The organism is Hydrogenovibrio marinus (assembly GCF_013340845.1).
GTDB classification, from domain to species: Bacteria; Pseudomonadota; Gammaproteobacteria; order Thiomicrospirales; family Thiomicrospiraceae; genus Hydrogenovibrio; species Hydrogenovibrio marinus.
Genome location: NZ_AP020335.1, coordinates 1198620 through 1221269 on the forward strand (window position 1 = coordinate 1198620; position 22650 = coordinate 1221269).

Sequence of the window (22650 nt, forward strand, 5' to 3'; positions counted from 1 at the left end):
CTGGCAGATTTTTTAAACCTTGTTCTATAAGTGAATACACCAAAGGAGGGAACTGATGGAACAGTCGAAGATAGAGAAGATTAAAAGTCTTCCGCAATATCACCAACTGGTGAAAGAACGTTCTAGCTTAGCTTGGAAACTTTCCATTGCCATGCTGGTTGTCTATTATGGTTACATTCTGTTATTGGCATTCGATCCTGCGTTCTTTACGCAAATCGTTAGTGGTCAATACGTTTCTATTGGTTTTCCAGTAGGTGTGGGAATCATTATTTTTGCCTTTTTATTGACAGGCTACTACGTCAAGAAAGCGAACAGCGATTTTGATGAATTAACTGCTCAAATCAAGAAAGAGGCGGAGTAATGACAATGAATCTTTTGAAAAATATTCTTAGTTTGGCTGCACTTTTGTTAGTGCCAACCATCGCTTTCGCTGCTGGTGATATGCAAACAGACGGCACCAAGTCTGAAACAAACTTCTCGGCAATCGCAATGTTTGTGATTTTTGTTGGTTTGACACTTTACATCACTTACTGGGCGGCAAAACGTACTAAATCTGCAAAAGATTTCTACGCTGCAGGCGGTGGAATTACTGGTCTTCAAAACGGTTTGGCGATTGCCGGTGATTATATGTCGGCTGCGTCTTTCCTGGGGATTACTGGTATGGTTTACCTAAAAGGTTACGATGGTTTGATCTTCGCTATCGGTTTCCTTGTGGGTTGGCCGATCATCCTTTTCTTGATGTCTGAACGTTTAAGAAACCTCGGAAAATATACCTTTACTGACGTTGCGGCGTATCGTTTCCAGCAAAAACCAATCCGTATTCTTGCGGCATTCGGTGGGGTAGCCGTTGTTATCCTTTACTTGATCGCGCAAATGGTTGGTGCGGGTAAACTGATTGAACTATTGTTCGGGTTGGACTTCTCTTACGCTGTTGTTATGGTTGGCGTCCTAATCATCGCTTATGTTTCTTTCGGTGGTATGTTGGCAACAACATGGGTACAAATCATCAAAGCGGTTCTATTGCTTGGTGGTGCGACATTTATTGCATTGATGGTAATGGTAAACATGGGCTTCAGCTTTGAAACTCTGTTTAAAACAGCGGTTGATAATCGTGGTGGTAACATGAATATCCTGTTCTCAGGTGGATTCGTTTCTGATCCTGTTAACGCAATTTCATTGGGTATTGCCTTGATGTTCGGTACAGCAGGTCTACCACATATCCTAATGCGATTTTTCACAGTACCTGATGCAAAAGAAGCACGTAAGTCTGTATTCTATGCAACGGGTTTCATCGGTTACTTCTACATTCTTGCGTTTATTATCGGTTTCGGTGCGATTGCATTGGTAACAGCTGATATGTACATGCATGCAGGTAAGCTGATTGGTGGTAACAACATGGCGGCTATCCACTTGTCTCACGTATTGGGTGGTGATGCGTTCCTAGGCTTCATTTCTGCGGTTGCTTTTGCAACAATCTTGGCGGTTGTATCTGGTCTGACATTGGCTGGTGCATCGGCAATTTCGCATGACATCTATGCAAACGTTATCAACCCTAATGCAACTGAAGAACAAGAAACAAGAGTAGCGAAAAGAGCCACTTTTGTTATCGGTGCTTTGGCGATTATTTTCGGTATCGGATTTAAAGATCAAAACATCGCTTTCGTTGTAGCACTTGCATTTACTATTGCTGCGTCAGCAAACTTCCCAGTATTGATTATGTCAATGTTCTGGGGGAATATGACAACTCGTGGTGCGGTAATCGGTGGATGGTTAGGTCTAATCTCTGCGGTGGTTATGGTTGTTCTTGGGCCTGTTGTATGGACACAAATCCTACACATGGGTGAAGCGATCGTACCTTACAAGTTCCCAGCGCTATTCACGGTTGCTATTGCATTTATCGGTATTTGGTTCTTCTCTATTACTGATAAATCAGAAAGAGCGCGTACTGATAAAGAAGGGTTTGAAGCGCAATTTATTCGTGCTCAAACTGGTATTGGTGCTGAAGGCGCTTCGAGTCACTAACATGTTATCCAGTTTATCTAATGGATTCATGAAAATGACTTAACATTAAGGGAGGCTTTTTTGCCTCCTTTTTTGTATCGCCATTTTTCTAGATATGATAAAAGCATAAAGGTAACAGGGACAGTGTTATGAATAATAGCCCAGTCGTGAACTTACTCCAGCAGTTAGAACCGTTTTCTAACCTGTCTGAAGATTCACTGCAGAAAATGTCATCCACGATGGATGTGGTTTATTTCCCTCAGGGTTCGAAATTCAATATTCAATTCAGTGAGAATCCTGAGGAAAACGCATCACTCTATTTCGTTATCAAAGGGCGCATTGCCGAGTTTGATGATGAAGGCCGTCAAATGGCTTTATACCTTCACCATACCTTTTTTGGCGAATCTGTTTTGCTAAAAAAGGTCAAGCAAAGTCATTATGAAGTCAGAGAAGAAGCAATCGCTTATCGACTTCGTGGTGATGATTTTATGGAATGGGTCAAACTACCCGAATTAGCCAACTACTTCTTTAACTCCATTACCGATAAGCTTGAGCAGATGCATAAAAACAGGCAGATGGCATCTTCAAGTGAAGCCTTGATGGGGTTGGTGATTGATGCACCAATCAAAACGCTGAATGTTCTTTCGTCAAATGCTACGGTCAAAGAAGCCATAGATCAAATGGCTGTTACGCAGGTCGATGCCTGCTTGGTAGACAGTGACGAGGGAGGTCAACAAGCAGAGCAATCGACGACCGATGTAATGAATACATACAGTATTGTTACGGCGATGGATTTGCTTCGCGCAATCTCCAGTGAGTCCGATGCTCTTAATCAATTGGTATCGAGCTTTGCACATGCCCCTGTTATCAGCGTGCATCATCATGATTATTTATTTAATGCACTCTTGAAAATGACGCGTTACTACGTGAATCGATTGGTGATTAGAGATGATCATGGTCCTATCGCAATGCTTTATCAAAAAGACCTAATGGGGCATTTTGCAACGCAGTCCGGTCTTGGGGTTTTGACCCTGGAAAGCGTTTCCAGTCTGGGAGAAATTGAGAAAGTATTGCAGCAGGTAGATGATCTGATTGTGAACTTGAATACCCGCGGCGTCAAAACACATTACATTGCAAAACTGGCGACAGAGGTTTATCGCAAAGTTTTTCAAAAGGTGTTTGAACTCTTGTCTCCCGATGCCGCTCTGCAATCCGGTTGTTTTATTGTCATGGGAAGTGAAGGGCGAGCTGAGCAGGTGATGAAAACCGACCAGGATAATGCATTTATTTTGCCCGATATTGATGTTGAAACACTAAGAGCAATCAGACCCTTCGCTGAACGCATGACCGAGACACTGATACAGCTGGGTTTTCCAAAGTGCCCTGGGAATGTGATGGTTTGCAACCCTATGTGGTTTCAACCTGTTACTGAGTTCAAAAAACAGCTTAAATTCTGGATGGACGCGCAGGATGAAGCCAGCTTTATGAATTTGTCGATTTTTATTGATGCAGAGGCTGTCTTTGGAGATGAAACACTTTTGGATGACTGCAAGCAATTGGTCTTTGATTGGGCAAGCACTTACCCTCAATTTTTGAGGCACTTCGCAAAGCCCGTGCTCCAGTTTGAAACGCCGGTCAATTTCTTTGGGCGTTTGGTCTTGGAAAAGCAAGATCAACAGGATTTGCTGGATTTGAAAAAGGGCGGGATCTTCGCCATCGTTCATGGTGTTCGTTGTTTGGCGCTGGAATTCGGTATTACTCAAACCAATACACACTGGCGAATTAAAGCCCTTATGGAAAAAGGCTTTTTTTCGGAAGAGTTCGGTTATGAGCTGGGAGAAACGCTGAACTTCTTTAATACTTTGCGATTGGAAAATATGATCTCCTTGAAGCAAGCAGGCGTTGGTGAACAGGCATTTGCAAATAAACAAAATAAAATACAAGTTACGCACTTATCCACGCTTCAGCAGGATCTGCTGAAAGATGCTTTTGATGTTGTGAAGCGTTTCAAGAAAATGCTGAATCAACACTATAAATTGGATGCGTTGCTTTAAGCTCGCCAGGATAGTGAAATATGAATCGCTTTAGTTCACTCAAACACATGTTGGTTCGCCAGTGGCAACAATATCGTCTAAAAGAGTTTGAATTCGACTTCTTGTTCGATCCGGTTCCGGAAGATGAATATGTTTGTTTTGATTGTGAAACAACCGGGTTGAACCCCAAAAAAGACAAGATTCTGACGCTCTCAGCAGTCAAAATAAAAGGCAATAATGTACTAGCAGGAGAGTCTTTGGATTTGGTGGTTCAGCATTCCGGGCAGATTCACGAAGATAGTATAAAAATTCACCAACTTAGACATTTGGATGTGCAGGGTGGTGTGAACTGGTCTAATGGAAACGGACACTTCAATGAGAGACAATAGATGTTGTCGAATCTAGGAGTGGTTATGAATCAGAAGCGAGTTTATAAAACTTACACCAAAGAATTTAAACAAGAAGCGGTCGCGCTTGTCACTGAACAAGGTTATAGCGTTGCTGAAGCGGCGCAAGCGCTAGGCGTTAATCCAAACTTGCTTTACAAGTGGAAAGACAAGCTTGAAGCGCAAACCAATGGTGCGGCCTTAAGCGATAATGAGCGTGAAGAACTCAAAAAGCTGCGAGCTGAAAACAAGCGGCTTCGAATGGAAAAAGACATTTTAAAAAAGGCCTCAGCCTTCTTCGCCCGAGAAATGCACTAGGATTTGAGTTTATCCATACGTTGGCGCAAGAAGGCTACTCGGTTAAATTAAGCTGTAAGGTGATGAGTTTTAGCCGCTCCGGCTATTACGATTGGATCAAGCGTCCCAAGGCTATTATTACCGAAGAACAACTGCGACTGTATCGGCGAGCTAAAGCCCTTTTTATAGCCAGTCGAAACAGTCTCGGTTCACGAGAACTGATGAAGCGATTACGTAAAGAAGGCTTTAAGGTTGGGCGCCACAAAGTCATCAAGTTAATGGAAATCTTAAACCTAAAGGTTGAACAGCGTGTTGCATTCAAAGTCACCACAAAACGGGACCCAAGCCACGCTGTGGCAGATAACCTTGTGAACATGGACTTTAACCCCACAGGCATGAATCAAGTGTGGGCCGGTGATATCACCTATTTAAAAACCGCACAGGGTTGGCTATACCTGAGCGTGGTGATGGACTTGTACTCACGCCGGATTATCGGTTGGTCAATCAGCCCGCGCATGACCACCGAACTCGTGCTTGAGTCGCTCAAGCAAGCCTACTGGCTTAGAAAGCCGCCCAAAGGGGTGATCTTCCATAGTGATCGTGGATCACAATACACCAGTGACGCATTTAGAGCGCAGCTGAAACAATTCAAAATCCGAGCCTCAATGGGCGATGTTGGCGCGTGTTGGGATAATGCCGTGGTTGAAAGGTTCTTTGGCAGTTTAAAGCATGACTGGCTGCTCAAAGTACATCAACCTAACCATGAGCATATGATTGACGATGTGAAAGCGTATATGCGTTATTACAACTTAGAAAGGCTTCATACAAGCAATGGTGACATGAGTCCTATTGAATATGAAAATTATAAACGTGATGTGTCCGAAATTGCTTGACCAGTACAGGTGTTAACGAAATTGAAGCGATGAGGCAATTCCTCTATTTTATAGGTAGCAGACCTTTGGTGGGTTATTACCTTGAGTTCGATGTCGAGTTAGTCAACAGGCTGATTAAGCCATGGTTGAGCATCGTGCTGCCTAACCCGCAAATTGAAGTATCAGAGTTGTTTTACGACTATCAGCTGAAATCCCAATATCATTCGCCTTATATGCCGAATATTGACCTGTCTTTCGAGAGAATTCTTGAGCAATTGGCGTTGCCAAATTTAGGGCAACATAATGCAAAGAATGATGCAATGATGACGGCGTTGGCTTTTCTTAAGTTGAAATCGCTTTCGGCAAGAGAATAAAACTTAAACAAAATAAGGATGTGCATTGAAAACAGACGTTGAAGCCCTTATAATGTTGCCAGTTTTTTAAATCTGTTTAACAGAGAACTTTAGAAATTTAGGATCAAGCGGATGGCTTATATTTTTCCGTAAGTTTCTAAGGTTTCTGTGCTGATACCATTTAAAAACCCCGTTTTACGGGGTTTTTTGTTTTTAGAAATAAGGAAAGTGTGTGACGTTAGAGGACAAAATCGAGCAACTTCTAAAACCAACGGTTGAATCAATGGGATTTGACTTCTGGGGATGTGAGTATTTGCCGGCTGGCCAGCATTCGACATTAAGAATCTATATCGACAAACCAAGTGGTGTGACTGTAGATGATTGTGGGAAGGTCAGCCGCCAAGTTAGTGCGATTATGGATGTTGAAGACCCTATCTCTAATGCTTACATGCTGGAAATTTCTTCGCCAGGAATGGACCGTCCATTGATGAAACCCGAACAGTTTCAGGCTTATGTGAATGCGGTTGTGCAAGTTCGCACGTCAATGGATGTCATGGGGCGCAAACGTTTTAAAGGCAAAATGGTTCGGGTTGAACAAGATGGCATTGAAGTAGAAGTGGATAACGAAATTTATCCTATTCCTTTTAACATGATTGAAAAGGCCAATGTCGTACCAGAATTTTGATGTGTTTGTGAATCACAAACGTGTCATGCATTTATTTTAAATTTTAAGGTTGAATATTAATCCTATTTTTGAGGAAAACTGAAATGAGCAAGGAAGTTTTAGCCGTTGTTGAAATCATGTCTAACGAAAAAGGTGTAGATAAGGAAATTATCTTCGAAGCGATCGAAGCTGCGCTCGCTACCGCCACTCGTAAAAGTCATAATGACGAGTTAGATGCTCGTGTTTCAATTGACCGTCACACAGGAGATTACGAAACCTTCCGTCGTTGGGAAGTTGTTGAAGATGATGTACAAATCGAAGAAAACGTCGGTTGGTACATGCGTCAAATGGATGCGGTTGAAATGGATCCACATATCGAGCCCGGTCAGTTTGTAGAAGAACCAATGGAATCGATTGAGTTTGGACGTATCGGCGCACAAACCGCTAAGCAAGTTATTATTCAAAAAGTTCGTGAAGCGGAACGTAAGAAGGTTGTTGAAGAATACGTTAAGCGCGTTGGTGAAATCCTTACAGGTCAAGTCAAAAGAGTTGATCGTGGCGATGTGATTTTGGACTTGGGTGACAATGTTGATGCAATCATCCCACGTTCAGAACTGATCAATCGTGAAGTTTTCAAAATGGGTGACCGTGTGCGCGCTTACGTACAGGAAGTGAGTTACCGTCCACGCGGGCCTCAAATTATCATGTCCCGTGCGGCTAAAGAAATGTTGATTGAGCTGTTCAAAATCGAAGTGCCTGAAATCGGTGATGATTTGATTGATATTATGTCAGCAGCTCGTGATGTTGGATTGCGTGCAAAAGTAGCTGTTCGTGCTAACGATCCTCGCTTAGATCCAATCGGCGCGTGTGTTGGGATGCGTGGCGGACGTGTTCAAGCTGTGACCAATGAATTGAATGGTGAGCGTATCGATATCGTCCTTTGGGATCCAAATGATGCACAGTTCGTTATCAATGCGATGGCACCTGCCGAAGTAACTTCAATCATGGTTGACGAAGACAAACATGTAATGGATTTAGCAGTTGACGATGAGCAATTGTCTCAAGCGATTGGTAAAAACGGTCAAAACATTCGTTTGGCAACTGAATTAACCGGTTGGGAACTGAATGTCATGAGCCAATCTGATATGGCTGCCAAGCATGAAAGCGAATCTAAAGATCAAATAGAACTGTTTATGAACGGTTTGGATGTTGATGAAGAGTTGGCTGAAGTTTTGGTTGCGGAAGGGTTTACTTCTCTTGAAGAAGTGGCTTATGTTCCAGCAGTAGAAATGTTGGAAATTGAAGGTTTCGATGAAGAAATCGTGACAGCACTGAAAGAAAGAGCAAAAGATGCTCTATTGACTCAGGCTATTGCCGATGAAGAGAAAGCGGCACTTGCTGAGCCAGATGAAGATCTGAAAAGCCTAGATGGTATGACGCCAGAAATGGCAAAAGCATTGGCTTCTAAAGGTATTAAGTCCCAAGAAGATTTAGCTGAGCTTGGTACAGATGAACTAATGGAAATGATTGAGATTGACGAAGAGGCGGCTGGAGAATTGATTCTCAAAGCTCGCGCCCCTTGGTTCGAGTAAAACCCCGGGAGGCAAAATATAGATGTCACAAGTATCCATAAAACAATTTTCAGAAACACTGAACCTTTCTGTAGAAAGATTACTTTCACAGTTAGAAAATGCAGGTGTTTCTGGTAAAAAAGCGTCTGATTCATTATCTGAAGAAGAAAAAATGACGCTTTTATCTTATTTGAAAAGCTTGCATGGCGATTCATCGGAAGCGCCAGCGAAAGTAACGCTTAAACGTAAGAAAGTACAGACGTTGAACCTATCTTCCGGTTCTGGTAAGCGAACGGTGAATGTTGAAGTGCGTAAAAAACGTACTTATGTTAAGAAGCCTGAGCACGCTGAAGAAACGGTTGAAGAAGTCGTTGAAGATCTACCAGCAGTTGAAGAGGTGGTTAACGAAGCACCTGTTTCAGATGAGGTGGTTGTTGAAACAACTGAAAGCAAAGAATCTGAAACATCTTCAGTTGATGAAGTTGCTGTGCCAGAAGTCGTTGGAGACATTCCTGTAGTGGAAGAAACCGCTGCTGAGAAGAAAGCGAAGCACGACAAAAAGCAAAAGCATGTTGAGCCACATAAGAAGGTGGACACTGCTGATGACTTAAGACATAAAGGCAAGCCAAAAATCAAAGAAAAACAGCAGAAAAAGAACTTGGCATTTGCCGGTGGCGAAGAGCAAGAGTTTGGTCGCAGACGCCATAAAGGTCACCACAAAAAATCTGCACAAAGCAACGAGCACGGGTTCCAAAAACCTGTTGAGAAACGTGTGCATGAAGTCGCCATCGGTGACTCAATCAAAGTATCTGAACTTGCTGATAAGATGGCGGTTAAGGCGACTGAAGTTATCAAAATGATGATGTCTTTGGGAACAATGGTTACGATTAACCAAGTACTTGACCAAGAGACAGCACAGTTGGTTGTTGAAGAAATGGGACATAAAGCGGTTTTGGTGAACGAAAACCAAATCGAAGACGATGTTATGAACCAAGAATTCAGCGACAAGGTAGTTAAACGATCTCCGGTAGTGACCATTATGGGTCACGTTGACCACGGTAAGACCTCGTTGTTGGATTACATCCGACAAGCAAAAGTTGCGCATGGTGAATCTGGTGGGATTACGCAGCATATCGGTGCTTACCACGTAGAAACTGGTCACGGCGGGATTACTTTTATCGATACTCCAGGCCATGAAGCGTTCACCGCAATGCGTGCCCGTGGTGCAAAAGTTACCGACGTAGTTGTTATCGTTGTGGCCGCTGATGATGGTGTTATGCCACAAACCAAAGAAGCGATTCAGCATGCTAAAGCAGCTAATCTGACGATGGTTGTTGCAATCAACAAAATCGATAAAGAAGGTGCGAACCCTGACCGCGTTATGCAAGAATTGGTTGCTGAAGAAGTTGTTCCTGAAGAGTGGGGCGGTGATGTTCAGTTCATGCGCGTCTCTGCTAAAACAGGTCAAGGTGTTGATGAATTATTGGATGCAATTCTATTGTCATCTGAAATTCTTGAGCTTGAAGCACCAGTTGACGGTCCTGCTAAAGGGGTTGTCGTTGAGTCCCGTCTTGACAAAGGGCGTGGTCCTGTTGCTACTGTATTAGTACAGGCTGGAACCTTGAAAAGAGGCGATATCGCACTATGTGGTATGGAATACGGTCGTGTTCGTGCTCTAGTGAACGAAAACGGCGAAAACGTTGAAAGTGCAGGCCCTTCTATTCCTGTAGAGGTGCTTGGTTTGTCTGCGGTTCCTGTTGCAGGTGACGATATGATTACCGTTGAATCTGAACGTAAAGCACGTGAAGTAGCGATGTTCAGGCAGTCTAAGTATAAAGAGAAGAAGATTGCACGTCAGCAAAAATCCAAGTTGGATAACATGTTCAACAAGATGGCGGAAGGTGAAGTTCAGAACGTTAACATCATTCTTAAAGCCGACGTTCAAGGTTCGATTGAAGCAATCGTTGACGCTTTGTTGAAGCTGTCTAATGAAGAAGTTAAAGTCTCTGTCGTATCTTCTGGTGTTGGAGGTATTTCCGAAACCGATGCGAACTTGGCTCTGGCTTCTGATGCATTGATCTTCGGTTTCAACGTGCGTGCCGATGCAAAAGCGAAGCGCATTATTGATAACGAAGGCGTCTTCTTGAAGTACTACAGCGTTATCTATGAGATCGTGGATGAAGTTAAGCGTGCTATTGAAGGTAAGCTTGCGCCAGACTTTAGAGAAGATATTATCGGTGTTGCTGATGTACGTGATGTCTTTAAAGCACCTAAGATCGGCGCGATTGCTGGTTGTATGGTGACTGACGGTGTCGTTAAACGTAATAACCCAATTCGTGTCTTGAGAGACAATATCGTTATCTATGAAGGTGCCCTTGAGTCCTTGAGACGCTTTAAAGACGATGTGAACGAAGTTCGTCAAGGCATGGAGTGTGGTATCGGGGTTAAAGATTATAACGATGTTAAAGTCGGCGACCAAATCGAGGTTTACGAGCGCGTTCAAATTAAACGTACGATTGACTAAACCACGCTGAAAACCGTGTAACCTCTGTTTTTAGAAAGTATTTTTCTGAAAATAGAGGTTTTTTTGTTTAAAAAGGAATAAAAATGAATCAAGAAGTGAGTCGAACAAAAAGGGTCGCGCTTGAAGTTCGAAAAACCTTGTCTGAGATTCTGCATCGTGAAACCAAAGACCCACGCTTATCAAAAGTAAATATTACCGAGTGTAAGATTTCAAAAGATTTGAGTGTGGTGACGGTGTATTTCACCATCATTGGTCAGAATGAAGCGGATCAAGCAGCGCAAGATGCTATCAAGGCGTTGGAAAAAGCCAAAGGTTTCTTCAGAACTGAGGTTGGTAAGCGCATGAACTTACGTATCACCCCTGAAGTTCGTTTTTTCTACGATACGGTTGCAGAAAATGCGAGCCATATCGAAGAGCTTATTTTTCAAGCACTTCATAAGAAAGACGAATACAAATAATCATTTATCTGGCCGTATTTGGCGGCCGGAAAACCTACCTGAAATCTCATGACAAAAAAACAATGGCAACGAGTGGACGGCATTGTCCTGATAGATAAACCGGAAGGAATGACTTCCAATGACCTGCTGCAAAAAGTAAGACGAATTTATCAGGCTAAAAAGGCCGGGCACACTGGCGCTCTGGATCCGTTTGCTACCGGATTGTTACCGATATGCTTTGGTGAGGCCACCAAGATTTCCGGACTGCTTCTGGACTCGGATAAACGTTATCAAGCAACACTAAAGCTAGGTGTGGCAACCGATACAGGAGATAAGGATGGAGAAGTTGCACAACAAGCATCCATTCCCGAATTGTCTCAGGAAAAAATAGAAGGCGTATTGAACAGCTTTATTGGTGAGGTTGCGCAAGTACCGCCCATGTATTCAGCATTGAAACACAAAGGAAAGCCGCTCTACGAGTATGCAAGACAAGGTATTGAGATAGAAAGACCTGCTCGAAACATTCGAGTATTGGAAATCAAGTTACTCGGCTTTGAATCAGATGAAATTCGGTTTGAAGTTTTTTGCTCAAAGGGAACCTATGTCCGCACTCTTGGAGAAGATATTGCCAAAGTGCTAGGAACTGTCGGGCATTTGACTGCGTTACGTCGCTTGCAAACAGGTTCATTGACTGCAGATGATATGCATACAATGGAAGTGGTATCACAAAATCCAGATGACTATCTTCAAGCACTTGATTTGCCTTTGGAGCACCTTCAGGCAATGCATTTAAACGAGCTAGATACTCAAACTATTCAGCATGGTGGCAAGTTGGCGGTTGAAAAGCCGCAAACGGATTTAGTTCGTTTTTATGATGATAAAGAGCGCTTTTTCGGTGTGGGCGAGTGGCAGTTTGAAAAGAATCTGTTGAAGCCGAAGCGTCTATTTAATCTGGCAGACGATTAAGAGGCAATCATGTTTGACGACAAGCTTCCCGTTCTGGATTTGCGTCAAGAGGATGTTTATCGCGAAGGCCATCTTATCGGCGCCACTCACTTTCCTTGGCCATGTTTGCTTGAAAGACTCAATGAGTTGCCAGCAAGGCCAGCCAAGCTTCAAATAGTGGGGGAAGCGACCATTCTGGATGACGCTGCCGACTTTTTAGCAGACAAAGGTTATGAGGTCGTGCAATTACTGACTACAGAAAACGTAGCGGATTTGTTGTCACAGAACCCTAAAATCTGCCAGGTTGGGGCTGATTCCCAAATTCTATGGCAGCCATGCTATCTTCTCAAACAAACTGTTGAAAATTTGCCACCAGGCAAGGCGTTGGATGTTGGCTGTGGTGGTGGCAGAGATACGGTTTACCTATCTCAACAAGGTTGGCAGGTCACGGCAATAGATAAGCAGGAAGCGGTTTTGACGCGTGCACGGCAGCTTGCAGAAAATCATCACCAAACCATAGATTTTCTCAGTTGTGATTTGTCAGAACCCCTATGTTTACCCGACGAAAGGTTTGATTTGATTGTCATGGTTCGTTATTTGAATCGCGATCTTTATCAATGGATAAAACAGCATTTAGCACCCGGCGGCACGTTGGTGATGCAAACCTTTACCGAGGGCGTTGAAGCATTCGGTTCCCCAAAAAATCCAAATTTCATACTGCGGTCAGGAGAACTCGCCAAAACATTTTCGGATTTTGAAATAATTGTTGATAAAATAGAGCTACTCAAAGATGGACGTCCTGTTGCGTCCTTTGTAGCCAAGAACAAGGAAGAACAAGAAACATGCTAGAAATGACACCTGCAGAATTATTTGAATATTTTCAAGAGAATAAAATATGCGAATCCCTGACGCGTGACGACGTTGAGGTGATGGCGCAGTTTTTACAAGAGAAGACTTTAAAAAAAGGTGACATCATTTCCGATATGGGTGATATCGGTGATTCCATGTTTTTTATTGTCGAAGGAAAAGTCGGGTTCACAGCAACGGACGGTCAGGATGAAGCTGAGATTGGTCAGCAAGGTCCAGGAAATTTGATTGGCGAAATGTCTTTCTTCGATAACGTACCTAGAATGATGAGAATGTCAGCTTACTCCAAGAAAGTTAAGTTGTTGCAGCTAACTCGCCCTATGTACCAGCGTCTGAAGGTTGAACACCCATATATTGCGGTAAATATCATTGAAAACGCAGTGGTCAGTCTTGACCGTTTGATTCGTGCGCTGAGCAACGATGTTTCTCAGTTTGAGCACTACATGAAAGGTTTTGGTCGCCACTAATAAAAAATAACGGAATTTCAAGTTATTAGGCTTGTCATTGACTAATAACTCTGTATAATTCCGTTTTTTGTTTCTGTCATCGGTTATGGAAACAAACTCTACGATAAACCGATTATCAAAGGATAAAAATATGTTAACAGCTCAAGATAAAGCTGCTATCGTTGCTGAATATGCGACTGGTGCAGGCGATACTGGTTCTCCAGAAGTTCAGGTTGCGTTACTAACTAACCGCATCCAATATCTAACAGAACACTTCAAATCACACAAACAAGATAACCATTCACGTACTGGTTTGTTGCGTTTGGTTAGTCGTCGTCGTAAATTGTTGGATTACTTGCACAAGAAAGACGCGCAAAGATATTTCACGCTAATCAAAAAACTTGGATTACGTAAGTAATAAGGTTATTTTGATCGATAAAAAAGCCCGCATTTATGCGGGCTTTTTTGTTTCAAAAAATGATTTATCACATGTTGTTAAACCGTCTCTTTGCTGTAAAATGGACGAGTTTTATTTTGTAGAAAATTAATATAAGACTTTAACTGGAAACCAAAATAAGCCTGAATCCCAAGTGTTCTGACGATTGTAGTGTTGATCAAGTCAGGTCACTTGGGATTCAGGTTTCGGTTAAAGCCAACTTGAAAAGGAAATGACATGGCAAAGCACGTAAAGACTTTCCAATACGGTAAACACCAAGTTACCTTTGAAACAGGTGAAATCGCACGTCAGGCAGATGGTGCGGTTATGGTTTCAATGGGTGACACCCAGCTTTTGGTTACTGTTGTCGGCGCTAAGAGTGCAAAAGAAGGGCAAGACTTCTTTCCTCTAACTGTTCAGTATCAAGAGAAAGCGTATGCAGCAGGGAAAATCCCTGGTGGTTTCTTGAAGCGAGAAGGGCGTCCTTCAGAAAAAGAAACGTTGACCTCTCGTTTGATTGACCGTCCAATCCGTCCTTTGTTCCCTAAAGGCTTCATGAATGAAGTGCAAATCATTGCAACGGTTGTATCGTTGGATGAAGCAGTAGGGACAGAAGTTCCAGCCATGCTAGGGACTTCAGCAGCACTAGCTATTTCTGGTATCCCATTCGACGGACCAATCGGCGCGGCAATCGTTGGTTATAACGAAGAAGTCGGTTATATGTTGAACCCATCTGAGTTCGAGTTGGAAGAGTCAGATTTGGAGTTGAGTGTTGCCGGTACTTCAGAAGCGGTATTGATGGTTGAGTCAGAAGCGGCTGAGTTGTCTGAAGAAATCATGTTGGGTGCGGTCATGTTCGGTCATGAACAATTCCAAGTTGCCATCAATGCAATTAACGAATTCAAAGCTGAAGCCGGTAAACCAGCATGGGATTGGGCTCCAGCAGCAGAAAATACTGAGCTGAAAGAAAAAGTTTATTCAGCGGTTCGCGCGGATGTTGAAGCGGCCTATAACATTGCTGACAAAATGGAACGCTATGCAGCGAATGACGCAGCAAAAGAAAAAGTCATGGCGGCGTTGGTTGCGACGGAAGAAAATCCTGCCGGTGCAGATGCTGGCGAAATCGAAAAATTGTTCGGTAAGCTACAAAAAGACATCGTTCGTGGTCGTATTATCGCGGGCGAACCTCGTATTGATGGTCGTGATACCAAAACGATTCGTCCGATCGCTTGTAAGGTAGGTGTACTACCTAAGGTTCATGGTTCTGCGTTGTTTACACGTGGAGAAACACAGGCACTGGTTGTTACAACGCTTGGAACTGAAAAAGACGCGAAAATTGTTGATGAGCTAACCGGCTCTTATCATGATCGTTTTATGTTGCACTATAACTTCCCTCCGTATTCTGTTGGAGAGTGTGGTCGTGTAGGTTCACCTGGACGTCGTGAAATTGGTCATGGTATGTTGGCGCGTCGTGGTGTATCTGCCTTGTTGCCGACATCCGAAGAATTCCCATATACCATTCGTGTTGTGTCTGAAATTACTGAATCAAATGGTTCGTCATCTATGGCAACCGTTTGTGGTACTTCCATGTCATTGATGCACGCAGGGGTTCCAATAGCAGCACCTATCGCGGGTATTGCGATGGGCTTAGTGAAAGAAGAGTCTGGTTTTGCGGTTCTATCTGACATTCTTGGTGACGAAGATCACCTAGGTGATATGGACTTTAAAGTAGCCGGTACTGACCAAGGTGTAACGGCACTCCAAATGGATATCAAGATTTCCGGTATTACCGAAGAGATCATGAAAATCGCTTTGGATCAGGCAAAAGATGGGCGTCTACATATCCTGAAGGAAATGTCTGGTGCAATCAATCACTCTAACCAAGATGTTGCTAGCACAGCACCACGTTTCACATTGGTAAAAGTGAAGCCTGAAAAAGTGCGTGAAATCATCGGTAAAGGTGGCGCGACGATTCGTGCTTTGACCGAAGAAACTGGAACAGTTATCGAAATCGATGATGATGGAAACGTCAAAATCGCTGCAACAGATCAGGAATCTGCTGATTTGGCGAAAGCACGCATTGCTGAAATCGTTGCAGAACCAGAAATCGGAAAAACTTATGATGCGACTGTCGTTAAGTTGGTTGATTTCGGTGCTTTCGTTAGCTACATGCCTGGTAGAGAAGGGTTGGTTCACGTTTCTCAAATCGCTGAAGAGCGTGTTGAGAATGTGGCTGACTACTTGTCTGAAGGACAGCAAATCCGTGTGAAACTGACAGATATTGACAAGCAAGGTCGCGTTAAATTGTCTATGAAGGATGCTGACAAGTAATTGTCAGAATTCTATTGAGATAATTTAATCTTCTTGTCAGGTTTCCTTCCCTTGAAAACGGGGAAACTTGCTATAATAAAACGGTCTAAATGGCCGTTTTTTTATGTCCGAATTTTACGGTAAAGATTCGGAACTTCAGCATAAACTAATCACTACTAAGAGAGCACTATGTCGAAAACTATCGAGTGTCATTCTGCGTTTGAATTTATCCGTCAGCACAGCATCGAATCCTTAAATATCAATGTTCAGCACTTTAAACATAAAGTGACGGGTGCAGAACATTATCATTTGGCTGCTGACGATCCGCAAAATGTCTTCATGGTCGCCCTACGTACTGTGCCAATGGATTCGACCGGGGTCGCACATATCCTTGAACATACCGTGTTGTGTGGTAGCGAAAAATATCCGGTAAGAGACCCTTTTTTCATGATGATTCGTCGTTCACTGAACACCTTCATGAATGCATTTACTTCCAGTGATTGGACGGCCTATCCTTTTGCGACAGAAAATAGAAAAGACTTTCAAAATCTTCTGCAAGTCTATATGGATGCAGTGTTTTTTCCAAATTTGGATGCGTTAGATTTTGCTCAGGAAGGACATCGTTTCGAGTTTGCTGAACCGGAAAATCCAGCATCGGATTTAACCTACAAAGGTGTTGTCTTCAACGAAATGAAAGGGGCGATGAGTTCTCCAGTTTCGACACTATGGCAGACATTCACAACGGAACTTTATCCAACCTCAACTTATCATTACAACAGTGGTGGTGAGCCAAAGGACATTCCGGATTTAACGCACCAACAGTTGGTGGACTTCCATAAACTGCATTACCACCCATCCAACGCTGTATTCATGACGTATGGCGATATCACTGCCGCTGAGCATCAAACACAGTTTGAAGCTTTGGGGTTATCTCGATTTAAAGACAAAGTCGATGTCATTAAAGTGCCTTCAGAGCTGCGTCTTACTCAGCCGAAAAAAGTCGTTGAGCATTATGCGCTGGATGAAGAGTCGCTTGAAAAGAAAACTCACATCGTCTTAGGTTGGTTGTTGGGTGAAAACAAAAACGAACTGGATGTCCTAAAAGGTCATTTGTTGGAGGCCGTTTTACTGGACAATAGCGCATCGCCACTTCGTAAAGTGTTGGAAGAAACCGATCTGGCTTCTGCGCCGTCACCATTATGTGGCTTAGAAGACTCCAATAAAGAAATGGTGTTTGCTGTTGGTGTGCAAGGCAGTGAAGCTGAACATACCGATGCGGTTGAGGCTTTGATTTTGAATGAATTGCAGCGCATTGCCAAAGAGGGTGTTGATGCCGATCAGGTAGAAGCAATGTTGCACCAATTGGAATTGTCTCAACGTGAAATCGGTGGAGACAGTTATCCTTATGGACTGCAATTGATTCTGCAATCACTGGCAGGTGCGATGCACGACGGAGATCCCATTGCACTACTGGATACGGATAAGGCTCTGTTGACGTTGGGTGAAGCCGTTAAACATCCACGATTTATTCCAGACTTGGTTCAAGAGTGGTTGCTGGACAATCCTCACCGTATCTGTCTGACGCTTGTTCCTGCTGCGGAATTGTCCGCGAAACAGGATGCCGATGAAAAAGCCAAATTGGCGAAGGTCAAAGCGGGTCTGAGTGAAGCAGAAGCACAAGCGATTGTTGACTTGGCAGCGGCGCTGAAAGAGCGCCAAGAGCAAGAAGATGATCCTTCTATTTTGCCGGAAGTGACTAAGGATGATGTTCCTGCAGACATCAAAGTGGTTCCCGCTAAGGTTTTGGCAACCGATAGCAAGCCTTACAGTGTTTATGAAGCGGGTACCAACGGGATTGTGTACGAACAGTTGTTGATTGATTTACCAGACCTTACGGACGAAGAAAAAGCGGTGTTGCCGGTTTTCCATAGTTGTTTGCCGGAATTAGGTTCTGGTGGCAGGGATTACCTGCAAACGCAATCATTGCAGGCAGCCGTTACGGGCGGTTTAAGTGCTAAATCATCCATTCGAGCCAATATTCATGATGTAGACAATTATCACAGCCATACCATTTTGTCGGGCAAAGCACTTAACCGTAACCATTCAGGCTTGGCAGACTTAATGCAGGAAACGCTGCAAACAGCACGTTTTGATGAAACTGATCGCATCAAGGATTTGCTCGATCAAATTCGTAGCTCTATCGACCACGGTGTTACCGGAAGTGGGCATAGTCATGCAATGAGAGCAGCGATGCAGAATTTTTCTCCCGTTGCTAAGTGGCAGTTTGATCGTACCGGTTTTGAAGGCATTAAAGCGATCAAAGCACTGCATAAATCAGTAGAGGAAGGTGCAGGCTTGGAAAAAATGATTGGGCATTTTGAGTCCATTCGCAGCAAGTTGATGTCGGCATCAAAACAAGCGTTGTTGGTGTCGGATGAAACGGTTTTGGATGAAGCTTATTCCACCATGCAATCGTCTTGGGATGGTTTGATGCATAATGCGTCGACCAGCGCATTCCAATTGACGGCTTCACACCAAAAAATCAAACAGGCCTGGATCACCAGTACACAAGTCAATTTCTGTGCAAAAGCCTATCCAGCTGTGACGTCTGCACACCCTGACGCGCCAAAGCTTTCAGTGTTGGGTGCATGCTTGCGCAATGGCTTCCTGCACTCTGCAGTACGTGAAAAGGGCGGTGCTTACGGCGGTGGTGCGGCATTTAACGCTGAAAGTGCTTCTTTCTGCTTCTATTCCTATCGTGATCCTCGTTTGTTGGAAACCTATGAAGACTTCGATAGTGCATTGGGCTGGCTGCTTTCAAACGAAGCCACTCAGGCACAGGTTGAAGAAGCGATTTTGAATGTTATCAGTGCCATGGATAAACCTGGTTCGCCAGCAGGTGAAGCGAAAAAAGCTTTTTACCAACAGCTTTATGGTCGAAGCCATGATATGTTGATGGCATATCGTGAAGGGGTTTTGTCAACAACGTTGGCAGACCTACGTGAAGTTGCACAAAAATACATTTTGCCGGAAAAAGCATCTTTTGCGGTGTTGACCTCGGATGCGAAAAAAGAGCTGTTACAAGAGCACGCGTTTGATATTTTCAAACTTTAATTGAGTCTGTGTGATGAAAAGAAGATCTTTTATTAAATTGTTGGCAGGTTTGAGTGCTGCAGGAACCGCGTTGACCTTATCCGGCTGCGGTGAGACATTGATTCGCCCAGATGATAAGCAAATGTTGGCAATGCTGCAATTTGAAATGCCGGACTATGAACCGACCAACGAAAATGTGCTCAAGAAAGTACGCCAATGGATGGCCACGCAGGGTGTTCAGGGTGAGAATACCTTGAAGTTTGTTGCGATGGAAAATGATAATTTGCAGGCAAAAGGTGTCGTGACGGTTCATATCAAGAACAAAGAACTGAAGGTGTCATTTAATGCCGATATTACCGTTGTGAATGCAAACTTGATTCGCTTTAGCGCAACGCACTTCAAGGATATGCCAGGACCTCTGGCAGGTGAGTCTGACAGCACACAGGTGTTTTTCAATCAAGTGAAAGATCAGGTACTGACGTTATGTGATCGCTTGGAAAATTATTTGGGTGCAGATGTTGGAAGCTCAATAGCGAACTTCCAGCAACAAGATTTAATTTAAAGGCTTAATTTCAGACAGCTAATTAAGCTTCTAAAATTTCGAAAAACTGTAACTGCCATAAATCCGAAAGTAGTTTTTGATTGCCTTCCTGATTAAGGTGAGGCACCAATTCATCTTGCAGGATGCGGCGTTGATTGGCAAGTAGGCGTAAGAACTCCGGTGTTGCTCCAAAATCCTGCCAAATCGCGCTGTTGATATAAAAGGTAACACCATCTTCCGTTTGCAAATAAGCGAAACGACAAACCGGGTCGCGCACAATACCTTCCGCTTCATGCAAAACATCAATCAAAGTTTCAATATCTGATTGTTCTTCTTCCGTCAAAGGTTCTGGTAATTGTTGTGAGGCGCTTTGATCCAACTGGGTGGCAAAACGCCCAAACCATTGTTTCAATGCCGCTTCATCCTGCAAAACAGATTCCAAAAGAACCTTGGCTTGTTGCCAGCTACCTTCGGTGATTTCTCCTGGGGCAGAGCCTTGCCAGTTCGGGTCTTGGTATAGTGTTTGGAAAGCATTGTTTTCCGCTAGGTAATCCCCAAAACTGTCCCAAAGCTCAAGTCCTTTATAGGTTCGGTAGCCGATAGACCACGTCATGCAGTCATCTGTCAAACCAACGCCGTGATGTCCCCATTTGGGTGGAACATACAGCAGGTCACCCGCTTCGCAAACATAGTCATCCTCGACCACAAAGCGTTGCATCAAGCGTAAATCGACGCCTTCAATATAGTTGGAAAGCTCGCAATCCTGAGATGTCAGTTTCCAGTTGCGTTGACCTTGTGCCTGAAGCAGGAAAACATCATAGTGATCGAAGTGAGGACCAACGTTACCGCCAGTAGCAGCATAACTGATCATAATGTCGTCCAAGCGCCATTGTGGGATGAAATCAAACTGTTCAAGCAGTTCGCCTACCTCTGGAATCAAGCGATCCATTCCTTGGATGAGAAGCGTCCAGTTTTGTTCTGGTAACTCACTATAGACAGTTTCTTCGAAAGGGCCGCGCTTGAGCTCGTAGTCTTGTTCGCCATGTTGGATGACGATGCGACTTTCCACTTCTTCTTCCAAAGACAGTCCAGCCAGTTCCTCAGCGGAAATAGGGGAGACGAAGTCCGGAAAAGCATTTTTGATTAGCAAAGGTTTCTTTTGCCAATAGTCTTTTAGGAAAACATCTAGAGTAATGTCGCTGAAGTTAAGCATGGTTTTGTCCTGTCTAAAAATGAAAAAAAATCTGCCAGGTTGGGGGGCTTATGGTGCCCCCAACCTGGCAGATTTTAATTGCGAAAAGTGTGTTTAAGCTTAACGGCCTTTTAACATGGTTAGCGCCAACTCAATGTTAGCAGCCTGTTGTTTTGCATTACCGATATAAGTAGCAGGGGTCATGTCTTTTAATGCCTGTTTTGCTTCTTCTGGAAGCTCTAAGGTATCAACGAAATCTTGCATGATTTGCTTGTTAACACGACGACCGCGCGTTAAGTCTTTTAGTTTTTCGTATGGTTTTTCAATACCATAACGACGCATAACGGTTTGAATCGCTTCCGCCAAGACTTCCCAGTTTTGATCCAAGTCAGCGGCCATGGCTTCGGCATTCACTTCAAGCTTGTTTAGGCCTTTTAGCGTAGCTTGTAGTGAAATCATAGTGTGTGCAACACCAACACCTAAGTTACGCAATACGGTAGAGTCTGTTAGATCACGCTGCCAACGGGAAATTGGTAGTTTTTGACCTAGGTGGTCGAAAATAGCATTAGCGATTCCCAAGTTCCCTTCAGAGTTTTCAAAGTCGATAGGGTTAACTTTATGTGGCATGGTAGAAGAACCGATTTCGCCGGCAACGGTTTTTTGCTTGAAGAAACCGATTGAAATATAACCCCAAACGTCACGGTCGAAATCAATCAAAATCGTGTTGAATCGCTGCATTGCGTGGAAGTATTCAGCAATGTAATCGTGTGGTTCGATTTGGATAGTATATGGATTCCAAGCCAAGCCTAGGCTTTGCACGAACTGTTCTGACAACTCATACCAGTTGATAGCAGGGTAAGCGGCCAAGTGTGCATTGTAGTTACCTGTCGCACCATTGATTTTACCCATGATTTGAACGTTCATCAGTTGTTTGACTTGACGTTGCAAACGGTAAGCGACGTTAGCGAACTCTTTACCGGCTGTTGTTGGAGACGCTGGCTGACCGTGTGTACGAGACATCATTGGGATGTCTGCCATGTCGCTTGCCATGCCAGCAATCTTGTCGATCACTGTCTGCATTTCTGGCACGATGACATTGGCACGAGCATCTTTCAACATTAAAGCGTAAGCCAGGTTGTTGATGTCTTCTGAAGTACAAGCAAAGTGAACGAATTCACCAATAGCATTCAACTCGGCATTGTCGCCAAAGTGTTCTTTGATTAGGTATTCAACCGCTTTAACATCGTGATTGGTGGTGCGTTCGATTTCTTTAACGCGCTGCGCCATTTCCAAAGAAAACTCATCAACCAATTTCATTAGGTGGTTTTCAGCATCGCTGCTTAATGCCGGAACTTCTGGAATACCTGGATGGTTTGCCAGCATTCTCAACCATGAGACTTCAACCTTAACACGGTTTTTGATCAAGCCGTATTCGCTGAAAATTTCTTTTAGATTCGATAAACGCGCGCCGTAACGGCCGTCAACAGGTGAGATAGCGGTCAATTCCGAAAGTTGCATGCTCTAGTTCCTTACTTCAATCAATTCATTATTTTTAATGCCGCGTATTATAGCGCAAAACAACTTATCTTTGCGCGTTAGCTTTATGTTGAATGTAGGGTTGTTAAAGAGTTGGTTTTACAGCCGTTTTAAAAGCAGTGGTTAGTGAAAATTTACTGCGAAGG

General features: G+C 43.6%; 19 protein-coding genes. 17 read left to right on the forward strand and 2 right to left on the reverse strand.

The features are described from left to right. Positions 1–55 precede the first annotated feature (55 nt). The 17 genes from HVMH_RS05700 (at position 56) to HVMH_RS05780 (ending at position 19797) form a co-directional block, all read left to right on the forward strand. On the forward strand, positions 56–361 hold the full coding sequence (locus tag HVMH_RS05700) for a DUF485 domain-containing protein (RefSeq protein ID WP_029908807.1): 306 nt from the start codon (positions 56–58) through the stop codon (positions 359–361). Next, positions 361–2022, forward strand: coding sequence for a cation acetate symporter (locus tag HVMH_RS05705; RefSeq protein WP_029908809.1), 1662 nt, complete (start codon positions 361–363; stop codon positions 2020–2022). Before HVMH_RS05700 ends, HVMH_RS05705 begins: the two co-directional genes overlap by 1 nt. Positions 2023–2150: 128 nt before the next feature. Then, positions 2151–4055 carry a putative nucleotidyltransferase substrate binding domain-containing protein gene (locus HVMH_RS05710; RefSeq protein WP_029908811.1) on the forward strand — a complete coding sequence of 635 codons (1905 nt, stop codon included), beginning with the start codon at positions 2151–2153 and terminating at the stop codon, positions 4053–4055. A 20-nt stretch (positions 4056–4075) separates the two neighbouring features. Beyond that, entirely contained in the window at positions 4076–4423 is a 348-nt protein-coding gene (locus tag HVMH_RS05715) for an exonuclease domain-containing protein (protein ID WP_051682467.1), read from the forward strand. A gap of 24 nt (positions 4424–4447) precedes the next feature. After that, positions 4448–5610, forward strand: a protein-coding gene (locus HVMH_RS05720; RefSeq protein ID WP_155988733.1) for an IS3 family transposase whose coding sequence is annotated in 2 segments (ribosomal slippage) — positions 4448–4712 and positions 4712–5610 — 1164 coding nt in all. Because the reading frame shifts where the segments join, the coding sequence is not laid out codon by codon here. Then, positions 5607–5963 (forward strand): 3'-5' exonuclease family protein, encoded by a 357-nt coding sequence (locus HVMH_RS05725; RefSeq protein ID WP_051682468.1) that lies wholly within the window; start codon positions 5607–5609, stop codon positions 5961–5963. Before HVMH_RS05720 ends, HVMH_RS05725 begins: the two co-directional genes overlap by 4 nt. Before the next feature lie 211 nt (positions 5964–6174). Next, positions 6175–6627: a ribosome maturation factor RimP gene (gene rimP / locus HVMH_RS05730; RefSeq protein ID WP_029908815.1), complete on the forward strand. Its 453-nt coding sequence runs from the start codon at positions 6175–6177 to the stop codon at positions 6625–6627. A gap of 83 nt (positions 6628–6710) precedes the next feature. Continuing rightward, positions 6711–8198, forward strand: a complete 1488-nt coding sequence (gene nusA / locus HVMH_RS05735; protein WP_029908818.1) for a transcription termination factor NusA — start codon at positions 6711–6713, stop codon at positions 8196–8198. Between the two features lie 22 nt (positions 8199–8220). Then, complete coding sequence (gene infB, locus HVMH_RS05740; RefSeq protein WP_029908820.1) at positions 8221–10701, forward strand: translation initiation factor IF-2; 2481 nt, start codon at positions 8221–8223, stop codon at positions 10699–10701. 83 nt (positions 10702–10784) lie between these two features. Then, the gene (rbfA, locus tag HVMH_RS05745) at positions 10785–11159 is read left to right on the forward strand and encodes a 30S ribosome-binding factor RbfA (protein WP_029908822.1); all 375 of its coding nucleotides are present in this window, start codon (positions 10785–10787) and stop codon (positions 11157–11159) included. A 48-nt stretch (positions 11160–11207) separates the two neighbouring features. After that, a complete protein-coding gene (gene truB, locus HVMH_RS05750) occupies positions 11208–12104 on the forward strand; it encodes a tRNA pseudouridine(55) synthase TruB (RefSeq protein ID WP_029908824.1) in 897 nt (298 codons plus the stop codon). A gap of 9 nt (positions 12105–12113) precedes the next feature. Then, entirely contained in the window at positions 12114–12932 is an 819-nt protein-coding gene (locus tag HVMH_RS05755; RefSeq protein ID WP_051622958.1) for a methyltransferase domain-containing protein, read from the forward strand. After that, positions 12926–13417: a Crp/Fnr family transcriptional regulator gene (locus tag HVMH_RS05760; RefSeq protein WP_051622959.1), complete on the forward strand. Its 492-nt coding sequence runs from the start codon at positions 12926–12928 to the stop codon at positions 13415–13417. The genes HVMH_RS05755 and HVMH_RS05760 overlap by 7 nt, the downstream gene beginning before the upstream one ends. A gap of 130 nt (positions 13418–13547) precedes the next feature. Next, positions 13548–13814: a 30S ribosomal protein S15 gene (gene rpsO / locus HVMH_RS05765; RefSeq protein ID WP_029908830.1), complete on the forward strand. Its 267-nt coding sequence runs from the start codon at positions 13548–13550 to the stop codon at positions 13812–13814. A gap of 255 nt (positions 13815–14069) precedes the next feature. Continuing rightward, positions 14070–16163, forward strand: a complete 2094-nt coding sequence (gene pnp, locus HVMH_RS05770) for a polyribonucleotide nucleotidyltransferase (RefSeq protein WP_029908832.1) — start codon at positions 14070–14072, stop codon at positions 16161–16163. Between the two features lie 168 nt (positions 16164–16331). Next, positions 16332–19256 carry an insulinase family protein gene (locus HVMH_RS05775; RefSeq protein WP_029908834.1) on the forward strand — a complete coding sequence of 975 codons (2925 nt, stop codon included), beginning with the start codon at positions 16332–16334 and terminating at the stop codon, positions 19254–19256. Between the two features lie 13 nt (positions 19257–19269). Beyond that, positions 19270–19797, forward strand: a complete 528-nt coding sequence (locus HVMH_RS05780; protein WP_029908836.1) for a hypothetical protein — start codon at positions 19270–19272, stop codon at positions 19795–19797. Between the two features lie 22 nt (positions 19798–19819). On the opposite strand, the gene HVMH_RS05785 is transcribed toward HVMH_RS05780, so the two are convergent. Both HVMH_RS05785 and purB read right to left on the reverse strand, forming a co-directional pair. Continuing rightward, the gene (locus HVMH_RS05785) at positions 19820–20989 is read right to left on the reverse strand and encodes a cupin domain-containing protein (protein WP_029908838.1); all 1170 of its coding nucleotides are present in this window, start codon (positions 20987–20989) and stop codon (positions 19820–19822) included. Between the two features lie 99 nt (positions 20990–21088). Beyond that, the gene (purB, locus tag HVMH_RS05790; protein WP_029908840.1) at positions 21089–22486 is read right to left on the reverse strand and encodes an adenylosuccinate lyase; all 1398 of its coding nucleotides are present in this window, start codon (positions 22484–22486) and stop codon (positions 21089–21091) included. Between the last annotated feature and the right edge of the window lie 164 nt (positions 22487–22650).

Coding starts and splice junctions, on each gene's coding strand:
- nusA (WP_029908818.1), top strand. CDS start 6,711: ATGAGCAAGGAAGTTTTAGCCGTTGTTGAAATCATGTCTAACGAAAAA.
- HVMH_RS05785 (WP_029908838.1), bottom strand. CDS start 20,989: ATGCTTAACTTCAGCGACATTACTCTAGATGTTTTCCTAAAAGACTAT.
- HVMH_RS05775 (WP_029908834.1), top strand. CDS start 16,332: ATGTCGAAAACTATCGAGTGTCATTCTGCGTTTGAATTTATCCGTCAG.
- HVMH_RS05700 (WP_029908807.1), top strand. CDS start 56: ATGGAACAGTCGAAGATAGAGAAGATTAAAAGTCTTCCGCAATATCAC.
- HVMH_RS05715 (WP_051682467.1), top strand. CDS start 4,076: ATGAATCGCTTTAGTTCACTCAAACACATGTTGGTTCGCCAGTGGCAA.
- rbfA (WP_029908822.1), top strand. CDS start 10,785: ATGAATCAAGAAGTGAGTCGAACAAAAAGGGTCGCGCTTGAAGTTCGA.
- purB (WP_029908840.1), bottom strand. CDS start 22,486: ATGCAACTTTCGGAATTGACCGCTATCTCACCTGTTGACGGCCGTTAC.
- HVMH_RS05760 (WP_051622959.1), top strand. CDS start 12,926: ATGCTAGAAATGACACCTGCAGAATTATTTGAATATTTTCAAGAGAAT.
- pnp (WP_029908832.1), top strand. CDS start 14,070: ATGGCAAAGCACGTAAAGACTTTCCAATACGGTAAACACCAAGTTACC.
- HVMH_RS05705 (WP_029908809.1), top strand. CDS start 361: ATGACAATGAATCTTTTGAAAAATATTCTTAGTTTGGCTGCACTTTTG.
- rpsO (WP_029908830.1), top strand. CDS start 13,548: ATGTTAACAGCTCAAGATAAAGCTGCTATCGTTGCTGAATATGCGACT.
- HVMH_RS05710 (WP_029908811.1), top strand. CDS start 2,151: ATGAATAATAGCCCAGTCGTGAACTTACTCCAGCAGTTAGAACCGTTT.
- HVMH_RS05755 (WP_051622958.1), top strand. CDS start 12,114: ATGTTTGACGACAAGCTTCCCGTTCTGGATTTGCGTCAAGAGGATGTT.
- HVMH_RS05780 (WP_029908836.1), top strand. CDS start 19,270: ATGAAAAGAAGATCTTTTATTAAATTGTTGGCAGGTTTGAGTGCTGCA.
- infB (WP_029908820.1), top strand. CDS start 8,221: ATGTCACAAGTATCCATAAAACAATTTTCAGAAACACTGAACCTTTCT.
- truB (WP_029908824.1), top strand. CDS start 11,208: ATGACAAAAAAACAATGGCAACGAGTGGACGGCATTGTCCTGATAGAT.